Below are 12,779 nucleotides of genomic sequence, written 5' to 3' on the forward strand. Positions count from 1 at the left end.
TGGCCGCCTCCGGCGTTCGCGGGGGTCAGCTGTGCACCGCCGTCGAATCGTCCACGGGCATCTCCTCGGCATCCGCGCCGGCGAACTGCGACATGTACAGCCGGTAGTAGGCGCCCTCGGCGGCGAGGAGGGTCTGGTGGTTGCCCTGTTCCACGATCTTGCCGTTCTCCATGACCAGGATGGTGTCGGCGTCGCGGATCGTTGACAGGCGGTGCGCGATGACGAAACTGGTCCGGTCCGTGCGGAGGGCTGCCATGGCCTTCTGCACCAGGAGTTCGGTGCGGGTGTCCACCGAGCTGGTGGCCTCGTCCAGGATGAGCAGCGACGGGTTGGCCACGAAGGCGCGGGCGATGGTGATCAGCTGCTTTTCACCGGCGCTGACGTTGTTGCCCTCCTCGTCGATGACGGTGCTGTACCCGTCAGGCAGCGCCCGGACAAAGCGGTCAACGAAGGTGGCCTTCGCCGCTGCCATGACCTGGTCCTCGGTGGCGTCCAGCTTGCCGTACCGGATGTTGTCGTAGATGGAGCCGCCGAACAGCCAGGCGTCCTGCAGCACCATGCCCACCTTGGAGCGCAGCTCGGCCCGGCTCAGCTGGGTGACGTCCACGCCGTCGAGCGTGATGGAACCGGAGTTGAGCTCGTAGAAGCGCATGACCAGGTTCACCAGGGTGGTCTTGCCCGCGCCGGTGGGGCCGACGATGGCCACGGTGTGCCCCGGCTCGGCGGTGAAGGACAGGTTCTCGATCAGGGGCTTGTCCGGCGTGTAGCTGAACGTGACGTCCTGGAACTCCACGTGGCCGTCGGTCTTGGCCGGCAGGTGCCGCGTGGCGGTCTCGGCGTGCTGCTCATCCGCGTCCAGGAACTCGAACACGCGCTCGGCCGAGGCCACTCCGGACTGCAGCATGTTGGCCATGCCCGCCATCTGCCCCAGCGGCTGGGTGAACTCGCGCGAGTACTGGATGAAGGCCGTGGCGTCGCCCAGGCTCATGCTGCCCGAGGCCACCCGCAGGCCGCCCACGACGGCGATGCCGACGTAGCTGAGGTAGGAGACGAACTGCATCACGGGGAAGATGATGCCGGACACGAACTGCGCGCCGAAGCTGGCCTTGTACAGGGCCTCGTTGCGCTCCTCGAAGCGGTCCAGCATGTCGGCGTCGCGGCCAAAGACGCGCACCAGGTCATGCCCAGAGAAGGACTCCTCAATCTGGCCGTTGAGCTCGCCGGTGTTCTTCCACTGCGCGGCGAACAGCTTCTGGCTGCGCGCTCCGATCACGCCGGCCGCGGCACCGGACAGCGGCAGGGCAATCAGGGCGATCAGGGCCAGCTGCCAGGAGACGATGAACATCATGATGACGATGCCGACCACCGTCAGCACTGAGCTGATGAGCTGGGCGAAGGCCTGCTGCAGGGCCTGCTGCACGTTGTCGACGTCGTTGGTTACCCGGGAGAGCACGTCACCGCGCTGCCGGGTGTCGAAGTAGTTCAGCGGCAGCCGGTTGAGCTTCTTTTCCGTGTCGTCGCGGAGCTGCCGGATCACCTTCATGACGATCCTGTTGAGGACGTAGCCCTGGAGCCACAGGAAGATGTTGGCCACGAAGTACATCAGCAGCACGGCTGAAATCAGGACGGTCAGCTTCTGGAAGTCGATGCCGGTTCCGGGCACGAGCTCCATCCGGGAGACCATGTCCGCGAAGTTGTCCTGGCCCTGTGCCCGCAGCCCTTCTACGAACTGGTCCTTGCTGACGCCGGCGGGCAGCTGTTTGCCCACCACACCGCCAAAGATCACGTCCATGGCCTGGCCCAGTACCTTCGGCGCAATGACATTGAGGATCACGGAAATGATCACCATGCCCACCACAACGTAGATGCCGGCGGCTTCCGGCTTCAGCAGGCCCATGAGCCGCTTGGCGGACGGCCAGAAATGCTGGGCCTTCTTGGCCGGCATCGCGCCGAACATGCCGCCGTCGGCCTCGCCCGGCTTGTACTCCTCCTCGACGAAGTCGTCGTCTTCGAGGACCGGAGCTTCCGTGCCTGTCCGGCTCTGCAGCTTCTCAGCGTCCTGGCCGGTGCCTACGTCGAGGTCCTGGCCGATGCCCTTCTTGTCGGCGCTCATGCCACTTCCTCCACGCTCAGCTGGGACTCAACAATTTCCTGGTAGGTGGGCGACGTTTCGAGGAGTTCCTCGTGCGTTCCCCGGTCAACGATCCTGCCGTTGTCCAGCACCAGGATCTGGTCCGCTTCGGTGATGGTGGAGATGCGCTGCGCGACGATGATGACCGTGGCGTCGGTGGTGGTGCGCTTGAGGGCGGCACGCAGCCGGGCGTCGGTGGCGACGTCGAGTGCGGAGAACGAGTCGTCGAAGAGGTACACCTTTGGCTTGGTGACCAGGGCCCGCGCGATGCAGAGGCGCTGGCGCTGGCCGCCGGACACGTTGGTGCCGCCCTGGGCGATGCGGGATGCGAGCCCGCTCTTCTTTTCCTTCACGAAACCGTCGCCCTGGGCCACATGCAGCGCATCCCAGAGTTCGTCGTCGGTAGCCTCCGGCTTGCCGAAGCGGAGGTTGTGTTTGATGGTTCCCGAGAACAGGTAGGGCCGCTGCGGAACCAGGGCCACCCGGTTGGTGATTTCCTCGCGGTCCAAGTGGCTGACGGGGACGCCGTCGAGGAGCACTTCGCCGTCGGCCACGTCGTAGAGGCGCGGCAGCAGCGATAGCAGCGAGGTCTTGCCGGCGCCGGTGGAGCCGATGATGGCCACCGTCTCCCCCGGGCGGGCGGTGAAGCTGATGTTGCTCAGGACAGGAGCTTCGGCTCCGGGGTAGGCGAACGTGACGTTGCGGTACTCCACCACGCCCTCCAGCTGCTTGGGCGTGACCGGCTGCAGGGGGTCGTGGATTGACGGTTCGACGTCGAGCACCTCGCCGATGCGGTCTGCGCAGACGGACGCGCGCGGAATCATCATGGCCATGAAGGTGCCCATCATGACGGCCATGAGGATCTGGAGCAGGTACTGCAGGAACGCTGTCAGGGAGCCGACCTGCATGTCGCCGGCGTCCACCCGCTGGCCGCCAAACCAGAGCACGGCGGCGGTGGACAGGTGCAGGATCATGCCGATCGCGGGGAACATCAGGACGAACAGTGCGCCGATCTTGAGCGAGACGTCCGTCAGTTCCTTGTTGGCCTGGCCGAAGCGCTCCGTCTCGTACGGTTCCCGGACGAAGGCACGGACCACGCGGATGCCGATGATCTGTTCGCGCAGGACCTCGTTGATGCGGTCGATCTTGGTCTGCATGGAGCGGAACAGCGGCATGAGGCGCACCACGATGTAGCCGACCACCACAATGAGGATGGGGACCGAGACCCAGACCAGCCAGGACAGGTTGATGTCCTCGCGCAGGGCCATGATGATGCCGCCGACGCACATGATGGGTGTGGACACCATGAAGTTCAGGCCCATCAGCACCAGCATCTGGACCTGCTGGACGTCGTTCGTGCCGCGGGTGATCAGGGTGGGAGCGCCAAACGCGTTCACGTCCTTGGCCGAGAAACTGGTCACCTTGCGGAAAACCCCACGGCGAAGATCGCGTCCCATCGCCATGGCGGTCTTCGACCCGAAGTAGACGCCGGCAACGGCGGTGCCCACCTGGAGGAAGGCCACGAGGAGCATGACGGCCCCGGTGCGCCAGATGAAGTCGGTGTCGCCGCGGGAGACGCCCTCATCGATGATCTGGGCGTTGAGGCTGGGCAGGTAGAGCGCCGCAATGGTGGATGCCAGCTGGAAGGCGACGACAGCCAGGATGTACGGCAAATACGGTTTGGAATAGCGCCGTATGAGGGTGACGAGCATGCTCACGGATCCTTCGGGAGAGCGCGAATGAATTAAGAGAAGTAATAGCAGACGGGACTGACAGCCCAAGCCTTCCAACTCTACGAAATCTGTTGCCCGTGCGAAACGTAATGCGCGAAGATCATCCCAACGGACGACGCCCGGCTCACGCACCCAAGAGTCGAACGGACGACGCCGGCTCCCGCACCCGAGCGCGAACGTACACTTCAGCCCCCAAGCCGGCTCCCCGCCGTCGTACACCCTGCCCCCTTACCTGGAGTTTTTGTCCAGATATTGGCCCCTGGAGGGGGTTTAGCCGCCATTATCTGGACAAAAACTCCGTCGGAGCGGGCGCTATTCGCCGCGGTGCTTGCCGTGCGAGGCGATGTAGTGCGCCGCGGCGCTCTGGAGCTTCCGCTCCTTGCCCAGCCGGCGACTCAGCGCCTTCAGTTCGGCGCTGACCCGGGCCTGCTCCTGCGCAATGATTCGCTGCTGCTCAGCCTGCCGGGCCACGGCGTTCAGGGCCGCGGCCAGCTGAAGCTGCTGCTCGGCGAGGAGCCCCTGCGTTTCCTGGATGAGCGGCACCAGGTCCGCAGGCTTGGTGTGCATCTCAGCCAGCATGGTCCGGGCCCGCGCCGGCGGTTCGTTCATCGGCAGGACGGGTTCCGCTGCCGGCTGCCGGCTGGCGTAGGACTGTGACTTGGCGTCGCCGGCCAGTTGGCGGGTCAGAACTTCGGCGAACTCACGCTCGAGGTCGTCGTCGGAATACTCAGCGGCAGGCCGCCCGGAAGCCAGCCCGGCATCCGGTTCAGGATCGGCAGCAGCCTCCGGGCGGATGTCCACGGTCCGGCGCAGCGGCTGTTCCTTGATCAGGAGCACGGCAATGAGGGCAACAACGGCAATGACTCCAGAGATGAGGAAAATCTCGGCAGTCGCGTCCCCGTAGGCAGCGCGCATGATGTCCCGGATCGGGGCGGGCATGTCGGCCAGGTCGAGGCTGGCGCCTGAAGCGCCGGAGCCTGCCTTGATGCCGGCGTCGGCAAGGCCCTGGGTGGCCAGTTCCTTGACCCTGTTGCTCATGATCGCGCCCAGCACCGACACCCCGATTGCACCGCCTACGGAGCGGAAGAACGCCACAGAAGCGCTGGCTGTGCCGATATTGCTGGCGCTGACCGTGTTCTGTACGGCCAGGACGAGGTTCTGCAGGAGCATGCCGAGCCCCAGGCCCAGGATCGCCGTGAACACTCCGGCCTGCCACAGTTCCGTGGTGTGGTCCATGGTGCCTGCCAGGCCCAGGCCGCCGATCAGCAGCACCGTACCCGTGATCAGGTAGCGCTTCCATTTGCCGGTGCGGCTGATCATCTGCCCCGAAACCACTGAGCCGACCAGGTTGCCGGCGATCATGGGCAGGGTCAGGAGGCCCGCCTCGGTGGGTGTTGCGCCGCGTGCCACCTGGAAGTACTGGCCCAGGAAGGTCGAGGAGCCGAACATTGCCACGCCCACGGCCACGGAGGCCCAGATCGCCAGGGCGGTGGTGCGCTCGGAGATGATCTTCAGCGGGATGATGGGCTGCTCGACCTTGGATTCAACCACTATGAGCAGGGCCAGCAGCACCACGCCGCCGCCCACCATCAGCGCCGACTGCCAGGACCACCAGTCGTAGTAGTCGGGGTTGCCCGCGAAGGACACCCAGATGAGGAGCAGGCTGACGCCGCTGGTGAGGAGGATGGAACCGAGCCAGTCAATCTTGGCAGGCCGCTTGACATGCTGGATCTTGAGCGTGATCTGCAGCAGGATGAGGGCGACGACGGCGAGCGGCACACAGACGAAGAACGTCCAGCGCCAGCCCAGCGGGCTGTCAACGATGAAGCCGCCCAGCAGCGGTCCGCCGGCCGTGCCGACGGCCATGACCGCACCCATGTAGCCGGAGTACTTTCCGCGGTCGCGGGGCGGAATCATGGAGCCGATGATCGCCTGGGCCAGCGCTGTCAGGCCGCCCATGGCGATGCCCTGGACAACGCGGGCCGTCAGCAGCAGCGGGATGGTCTGGGACAGGCCGGCCATCACCGATCCCGCCACGAAGATCACGATGCTGAGCTGGACCAGGACCTTCTTGTCGAACAGGTCAGCGAGTTTGCCCCAGACCGGGGTGGTGGCTGCGTTAGCCAGCAGCGCGGCGGTGATGACCCACGCGAAGTCCGTCTGTGTGCCCTTGAGCTCGGACATGATGGTGGGCAGCGCGTTGGCAACGATGGTGCTGCTGAGGATCGCGGTGAAGAAGGCAGCCAGGAGCCCGGTCAGGGCCTCCATGATCTGCCGGTGTGTCATGGGGGCCTGGGGCGCGTGGGCCGAAGGGCGTGACGTGGCCGTCCCGGAGGCGGCAGCGTGGCTAGCCAATGAACTGCTCCTTGCGTTTGGTAGTGGTTGTGATGGGGCCGGCCGTCGTTGCCCGGGCGGATTCCCGCAGGGATTCCGCAAGTTTGGAGAGTACTTTCGCCGTCTCTGCGGCGTCCTGCTGGCTCCAGTCCTGGAGGTATTCCTGCAGCGTGGCCACGCGGTGTTCCTCGATCTCGACGAGCTTCGCGCGGCCGGCGTCCGTGAGGGCGACCAGTTGCGCCCGGCCGTCGTCGGGGTCGGGCCGACGATGGACCAGCCCAAGTTCCTCAAGCTCCGCGATGTGGCGGCTGAGGACCGGAGCGCTGACCCCCAGCCTTGCGGCGAGGTGCGTGGCGCGGGATTCCTTCTCCCCCACGAAGCGAAGGACGCCCTGCAGCGCCACTCCAGCCTCCAGGCCGCGCGAGTTCGAGACGGCCGCGCACCGGACGGCGCGCTGAAGGTCGAAAATCTGCCGCACGAGTTCGGCCGCCGTGTTTGGCTCAACTGCCATGATGGATTGCCCCTTATTGCTTACCTTAGGCAACTATACCAATAAATGGTTGCTTTAGGAAACTAAGCAATGTGAGATCGGGTTAAACGCCTAGCGCGAACTGGCAGCAGATGCCCTCAAAATCGGATTTTGGGGGCATTAGCTGCCAGTTCGCGCTGGGTGGGACGGGGTCAGTCGTCCAGGTGGGTGGGGGCGAACATCTTGAGCAGCGTTTCGACGACGACGACGTTCGGGCCGTCCGCGGCGAAGCCCGCCCTGAGCGCGTCCCCCACTTCCTCCGGGGCGACTCGGGTGGCGGGAACGCCGAAAGACTCGGCCAGTTTCACAAAGTCAGGCCGGGCGAGTTCGGTGGCGGTGGCCTTGCCGAAGGCACCCACCATGTATTCGCGCAGGATGCCGTAGCCGCCGTCGTCCACGATCAGCCAGGTAACCGGCACGTTGTGCTGCTTCGCGGTGGCGAGTTCGGCGATGGAGTACATGGCCGAGCCATCACCGGAGACAGCGAGCACACGCGCGGAAACTGCTGACCTGCCCATGGTTTCCAGGCCCACGGCCCCGCCGATCGCCGCCGGGAACCCGTAGCCCAGGCCGCCGGCGCCCTGGGCCGAGTGGAACTGCCCTTCGCGGGCGTCCCAGCAGCTCCAGCCCCAGTACGCCGAGATGGTCATGTCCCAGAAGGTCTGCATGTCTGCCGGAACTGCCTCGCGGATGTCGGCCATGAACTGCAGTTCCTTGGCCAGGTCCTGCGATTCCAGCCGCTCCTTCACCTTCCGCAGCGACTCCCGCACAAGGTCTTCGGGCGTGGTTCCGTGCCAGTCGGGCCGGGCGTCGGCGGGCACCAGCAGCGACGCGTCGAGGGCTGCGAGCGCCTGGCCGGCGTCGGCGCGGATTCCCAGGCCGGGCCGGTTGGATTCCAGGACTCGCGGCTCGGCGTCGATCTGGATGATCCTGCCACGCGGTTCAAAGGTGAAGTAGTTGGACGTGACTTCGCCGAGCGAGGAGCCGATGACCACCAGGACGTCCGCGTCCTCCAGAAGGTCCGTCATGTGCCGGTCCTCAATCCACGACTGCAGCGACAGCTCATGGTTCCACGGGAAGGCGCCGTTGCCGCCGGGCGTGCAGATGACGGGAGCCCGGAGCTTTTCCGCGATCGAGAGCAGGGACTTTTCCGCCCGGCCCCGGCGGGTTCCGCCGCCGGCAATGATGGCCGGACACTTCGCCGTCGACAGCCATTTCACGGCTTCGCGGACAAGCTCGACGCGCGGCGGGTTGTCCGCCGCTTCGGCCAGCGCATCCTCCACGGGCGGCACCATGATGGGGTCCAGCAGCACATTCTGCGGGACTTCCAGCCACACCGGGCCCTGCGGCGACGAGATCGCCTCGGTCCAGGCATCCTGAATGGCGGACGGAATGCCGGACGCGTGCTGGATCAGGCGCTGGCTCTTGGTGACGTTCGCGGCCGACGCCTTCTGGTCATCCAGCTGGTGCAGCATGCCCTTCCGCCGGGCGCCGAGGCCCTCGAGTGGGATCTGGCTGGCAACCACCACCATGGGCACACCCGTGGCGTAGGCTTCCTGCAGCCCGGCGAGCGATGTCAGGGCGCCCGGCCCGGTGGACAGGAACAGCACGCCCACCTCCCCCGTGGCGCGTGAGTAGCCGTCCGCCGCAAACGCGGAATTGTTCTCCACGCGGGAGGACACGAACTTCAGGTTGCCCCGGCCCATCGCGTCGAAGAGGCCGAGCGCGTGCTGGCCGGGGATGCCAAACACCGTTTTCGCGCCCAGCGCTTCCAGGGTTTCGACGACGAGGTCCCCGCCGTTGCGGACACCGGTCACTGGGAGTACTCCCCCACGGCGGCACGGACAGCGCCATTGCCGGCCGGCGCGGGCGAGGCTGCCGCGAACCCTGCCGGACGGCGGGCTTCCCGGCCCAGAGCCTGGGCGGCGTAGCCGGTTTCGGCACCGAAGCGGTCTCCTGCGACGGTGTTGTCCGCCATGAGGGTGACGAGCTCGTAGGCAACATGGCTGGCGGCCACGCCGGTGATCTCTGCGTGGTCGTAGGCTGGGGCCACTTCAACGACGTCGGCGCCAACGAGGTTCATGCCGCGGAAGCCGCGGATGATCTCCAGCAGCTCCCGACTAGTAATGCCGCCGGCTTCCGGCGTGCCGGTTCCGGGCGCATGGGCGGGGTCCAGGACATCGATGTCCACGGAAATGTACACGGGACGGTCCCCGATCCGGTCCCGCACCTTGGCCACAGTCTCGAGAACGCCCTGGTAGTAGACGTCCGCGGAGGTGACGATGCCGAACCCGAAGCGGTGGTCGTCGTCGAGGTCCTTCTTCCCGTACAGCGGGCCGCGCGTGCCGATGTGGCTGATGGCCTCCGTATCCAGGATGCCTTCCTCCACGGCACGGCGGAACGGCGTGCCGTGGGTGTACTCGGCGCCGAAGTAGGTGTCCCAGGTGTCCAGATGGGCGTCGAAGTGCAGCATGGCAATGGGCCCGCCGGCACGCTCGGCGGCGGCGCGCAGGAGCGGCAGCGCGATGGTGTGGTCACCGCCGAGGGTGAGCAGCTTGCTGCCGGCCGCCGTCAGGTCGAGGGCGTTCTGCTGGATGGTCTCGATGGCCTCGTTGATGTTGAACGGGTTCACGGCCATGTCGCCGGCGTCGGCCACCTGGCAGTTCTCGAACGGGCTGACATCCCAGGCCGGGTTGTACGGGCGGAGCAGCCGGCTGGCCTCGCGGACGTGGTTGGCGCCGAAGCGGGCACCCGGGCGGTAGGAGACGCCGGAATCAAAGGGCACGCCCACCACGGTGATGTCCGATTTCGCCACCTGGTCCAGGCGCGGCAGGCGTGCATAGGTTGCTGCCCCGGCGTAGCGGGGAATACGGGATGAATCGATGGGGCCAAGGTTGCCGTTGGCTTCGATGCGCAGCTCTTCCAAAGGAACGCCTCTCCTTCGAGGATGAATTGGGGTGGGTTGTGACAGCCATCATACACACGGAGTTGTCCATTACGCACCGACTGTTTACCAAATTTTCTGAAACGAGGTCAGCAAAAACCCGGGCCGCCGAAACAGGCAGCCCGGGTCCGAGCGTAAAAAACTACCGACTGGCGGCGGGCACCAGCACCCAGAGAACTTCCACGGCCTCATCGGTGGGGTTCACCCAGGTGTGCGGCTCCCGGCCGGGGAAGGTGACGGTGTCGCCGGTGGTCAGCTCGTACTCCTCGTTCGTGAGAATGAGCTTGATGGTCCCCTTGATCACGTGCAGGACGTCGACGTCGCAGTCAACTGCGTACAGCTCCGATTCACCGCGTCCGCGCGGATCGATGACGGCCTGGATGATCTGCACGCGCCGCTCGGACCGGGCGGTAAGCAGCCGCTCGACGATCCCCTCGCCGCCGAGGGAAATCCGCGGACCGGCGTCGCGCTTGGTCAAGTGGGTTTCCGGCGCGGCGAACAGGTCGCCAATGGAAATCGAAAGAACCTGGCACAGAGTAACGAGGGATGCCACGGACGGGGAGGTCAGGTCCCGCTCCACACGGCTCAGGAAACCTTTGGTCAATCCGGTGGCGTCGGCCACCTGCTCGATGGTGAGCCGCTGGGACTGGCGCGCGGCACGGATTCTTGAACCGATGGCAACCGGAACATTGCTCGGCTCAACTGGTAGTGCCTTCATTTACGAACCTTTCACGGCCGGCAGCCCGGCCCCATCATTGGAGTCATATTAGCGGCCCGGCCCTTCCGTGACGCGGGGCAAACCGCACCGCGGGGCTTTGCGTCTTGACTGTTACTCGAATCACAGCCTACGCTCTTACGCAACAACTGTTGCTTGTAAAACAACTCCCACGAGGAGACGCGCAGCAAGGAACCCAGCGTTCCCCCAGATTTCCGTTCAGTGCAGCACCATCCGGCCAGCCCGCCCCGGCAAGGCCCGCAAGCTGCCAAAGCTCCAAGGATCCCCAAATCATGGACGCAAGTTTCGTCAATATCGCCATCGTGGTGGTCTACTTGGCCGCCATGCTGGCCTTCGGCTGGTGGGGCAAGTCCCGCACCAAGAACAACAGCGACTTCCTCGTGGCCGGCCGCCGCCTGGGGCCGTTCCTCTACACCGGAACCATGGCCGCCGTCGTCCTGGGCGGCGCCTCCACCGTTGGCGGCGTCGGCCTGGGCTACAAGTTCGGCATCTCGGGCATGTGGCTCGTGGTGGCGATCGGTGCCGGAGTGCTGCTGCTGAGCCTGCTCTTCGCCGGCACCATCCAGAAGCTCAAGATTTACACCGTCTCCCAGATGTTGTCCCTGCGCTATGGCAGCCAGGCCACCCGGACCTCCGGCATCATCATGCTCGCCTACACCCTGATGCTCTGCGCCACCTCCACGAGCGCCTACGCCACCATCTTCGTGGTCCTGTTCGGCTGGGACCGGGCTCTCGCCATCGCCATCGGCGGCGCCATCGTGCTCGTGTACTCGACCATCGGGGGCATGTGGTCCATCACCCTGGCCGACCAGGTCCAGTTCGTCATCAAGACCGTGGGCATCTTCTTCCTCATGCTGCCCTTCACGCTCAACGCAGCCGGGGGCCTGGACGGCATCCGCAGCCGCGTGGAGGCCAGCTTCTTCCAGATCGACGGCATCGGCGTCCAGACAATCATCACCTACTTCGTCGTTTACACCCTGGGCCTGCTGATCGGCCAGGATATCTGGCAGCGCGTGTTCACCGCCAAGACGCCGCGGGTGGCCCGCTGGGGCGGCGCCACAGCCGGCATCTACTGCATCCTGTACGGCGCTGCGGGCGCCATGATCGGCCTGGCCGCTCGTGTGGCGCTGCCGGCCATCGACGTCGCCACCGAAGGCAAGGACGTGGTCTACGCCGAGGTCGCCCAGAACCTGCTGCCCATCGGCGTCGGCGGCCTGGTGCTCGCCGCCGCCGTCGCGGCCATGATGTCCACAGCATCCGGCGCCCTGATCGCCGCCGCCACGGTGGCGCGTGCGGATGTGCTCCCCTTCGTCGCCGGCTGGTTCGGCAAGACCATCAACACCGACGACTCCGACAACCCCGAGCACGACGTCAAGGCCAACCGCATGTGGGTCCTCGGGCTGGGCATCGTGGCCATCCTGATCGCCATCATCACCAAGGACGTCGTCGCGGCCCTCACCATCGCCTACGACATCCTGGTGGGCGGCCTCCTCGTGGCCATCCTCGGCGGACTCATCTGGAAGCGCGGCACGGGAATCGCTGCCGCGGCGTCCATGGCGGTCGGCTCCGTGGTGACGCTCGGGACCATGATCGTCCTGGAGATCAATGCCAAGGCACCGCTGGACGGCGTCTTCGCCAACGAGCCGATTTACTACGGCCTGCTCGCATCCGCAGTCGTGTACGTTGCCGTGTCGCTGCTGACCAACCCCACGGACCCAGCGGTCATGAGCCGCTGGTACCGCCGCGTGGCCGGCAAGGACACCGAGGAAGTGCCGGTCACGACCAGCGCCCGGTAATTGTCCCGGGATCCGGCAGTTTAGAAAGCACGACGACGGCGGTGCCTCCCAGCGTAAGGAGGCACCGCCGTCGTGGTCCCCACCCGCTCCCTTCCCTGGCAGGTCCACATCGGCTCCCAGCCTTCGCAAGCTCAGGCAGGGAACCCGGCGGGCGTGGGCCCAACAGTTGGGCTGAAGCAGGAGGTAACAGTCCGGGACGAAACGGGCGCCTAGGCTTCGTAGCCTTCGTCCGCACGGAACTCGTCGTCCGCATCGCGCGGAACTACCCGTTCGTCATCGTCCACTGCCTCGGAGCTGGCAGGGACAACCCTCTCCTCTGAGTCGAGGAATTCGTCTTCCGTGTCCCAGTCTTCGTCCACCGGCGCATCCTCGGCAAAGTCGTAGGCGGGATCGGACTCAATGGTATGGCGGGTGTCCGGTTCGGGGCGCGATCCGTTGGTGTTCATCAGGCAGACCTCCGTGTGGTTGGACTTCCGTACCCGGCGTCAGCGGGGCACATTTTCATCAGATCACCGCGGGTGCAGGTGGTCAAGGGCGCTCGCGCGGGCCGGCGGCTTTGCCTGCGGCGGCCAGAGC

At 65.9% G+C, this 12,779-nt stretch carries 9 protein-coding genes; 1 reads left to right on the forward strand and 8 read right to left on the reverse strand.

Features of this window, described 5'->3' with window-relative positions; translation table 11 throughout:
* Positions 1 to 25 precede the first annotated feature (25 nt).
* From ACTHQX_RS17520 to ACTHQX_RS17550, 7 genes are all read right to left on the reverse strand, one after another.
* Positions 26 to 1,957 (reverse strand): ABC transporter ATP-binding protein, encoded by a 1,932-nt coding sequence (locus ACTHQX_RS17520; RefSeq protein ID WP_440158945.1) that lies wholly within the window; start codon positions 1,955 to 1,957, stop codon positions 26 to 28.
* A 152-nt stretch (positions 1,958 to 2,109) separates the two neighbouring features.
* On the reverse strand, positions 2,110 to 3,843 hold the full coding sequence (locus ACTHQX_RS17525; protein WP_440158918.1) for an ABC transporter ATP-binding protein: 1,734 nt from the start codon (positions 3,841 to 3,843) through the stop codon (positions 2,110 to 2,112).
* A gap of 333 nt (positions 3,844 to 4,176) precedes the next feature.
* Positions 4,177 to 6,150, reverse strand: coding sequence for an MFS transporter (locus ACTHQX_RS17530; protein ID WP_440158946.1), 1,974 nt, complete (start codon positions 6,148 to 6,150; stop codon positions 4,177 to 4,179).
* Positions 6,151 to 6,211: 61 nt separating this feature from the next.
* Positions 6,212 to 6,709, reverse strand: a complete 498-nt coding sequence (locus ACTHQX_RS17535; RefSeq protein ID WP_102973229.1) for a MarR family winged helix-turn-helix transcriptional regulator — start codon at positions 6,707 to 6,709, stop codon at positions 6,212 to 6,214.
* A gap of 170 nt (positions 6,710 to 6,879) precedes the next feature.
* Positions 6,880 to 8,544, reverse strand: coding sequence for a thiamine pyrophosphate-binding protein (locus ACTHQX_RS17540; protein WP_440158919.1), 1,665 nt, complete (start codon positions 8,542 to 8,544; stop codon positions 6,880 to 6,882).
* A complete protein-coding gene (gene speB, locus ACTHQX_RS17545) occupies positions 8,541 to 9,653 on the reverse strand; it encodes an agmatinase (protein WP_440158920.1) in 1,113 nt (370 codons plus the stop codon). The genes ACTHQX_RS17540 and speB overlap by 4 nt, the downstream gene beginning before the upstream one ends.
* A gap of 160 nt (positions 9,654 to 9,813) precedes the next feature.
* Positions 9,814 to 10,389, reverse strand: a complete 576-nt coding sequence (locus tag ACTHQX_RS17550) for a helix-turn-helix domain-containing protein (protein ID WP_190607566.1) — start codon at positions 10,387 to 10,389, stop codon at positions 9,814 to 9,816.
* Between the two features lie 290 nt (positions 10,390 to 10,679).
* Here ACTHQX_RS17550 and ACTHQX_RS17555 point away from each other — a divergent pair, with 290 nt between their 5' ends.
* Positions 10,680 to 12,203, forward strand: a complete 1,524-nt coding sequence (locus ACTHQX_RS17555; protein ID WP_440158921.1) for a sodium:solute symporter — start codon at positions 10,680 to 10,682, stop codon at positions 12,201 to 12,203.
* 209 nt (positions 12,204 to 12,412) lie between these two features.
* Here ACTHQX_RS17555 and ACTHQX_RS17560 read toward each other — a convergent pair whose 3' ends face one another.
* Positions 12,413 to 12,649: a hypothetical protein gene (locus ACTHQX_RS17560; RefSeq protein WP_102973224.1), complete on the reverse strand. Its 237-nt coding sequence runs from the start codon at positions 12,647 to 12,649 to the stop codon at positions 12,413 to 12,415.
* Positions 12,650 to 12,779 lie beyond the last annotated feature (130 nt).

It is taken from the genome of Arthrobacter sp. SAFR-023, from assembly GCF_051965295.1.
Lineage (GTDB): Bacteria > Actinomycetota > Actinomycetes > Actinomycetales > Micrococcaceae > Arthrobacter.

What these genes read in the sequence shown, in the direction of transcription:
- ACTHQX_RS17520 (WP_440158945.1), bottom strand. Translation starts at nt 1,957, where the DNA reads ATGTTCGGCGCGATGCCGGCCAAGAAGGCCCAGCATTTCTGGCCGTCC.
- ACTHQX_RS17525 (WP_440158918.1), bottom strand. Translation starts at nt 3,843, where the DNA reads ATGCTCGTCACCCTCATACGGCGCTATTCCAAACCGTATTTGCCGTAC.
- ACTHQX_RS17530 (WP_440158946.1), bottom strand. Translation starts at nt 6,150, where the DNA reads ATGACACACCGGCAGATCATGGAGGCCCTGACCGGGCTCCTGGCTGCC.
- ACTHQX_RS17535 (WP_102973229.1), bottom strand. Translation starts at nt 6,709, where the DNA reads ATGGCAGTTGAGCCAAACACGGCGGCCGAACTCGTGCGGCAGATTTTC.
- ACTHQX_RS17550 (WP_190607566.1), bottom strand. Translation starts at nt 10,389, where the DNA reads ATGAAGGCACTACCAGTTGAGCCGAGCAATGTTCCGGTTGCCATCGGT.
- ACTHQX_RS17555 (WP_440158921.1), top strand. Translation starts at nt 10,680, where the DNA reads ATGGACGCAAGTTTCGTCAATATCGCCATCGTGGTGGTCTACTTGGCC.
- ACTHQX_RS17560 (WP_102973224.1), bottom strand. Translation starts at nt 12,649, where the DNA reads ATGAACACCAACGGATCGCGCCCCGAACCGGACACCCGCCATACCATT.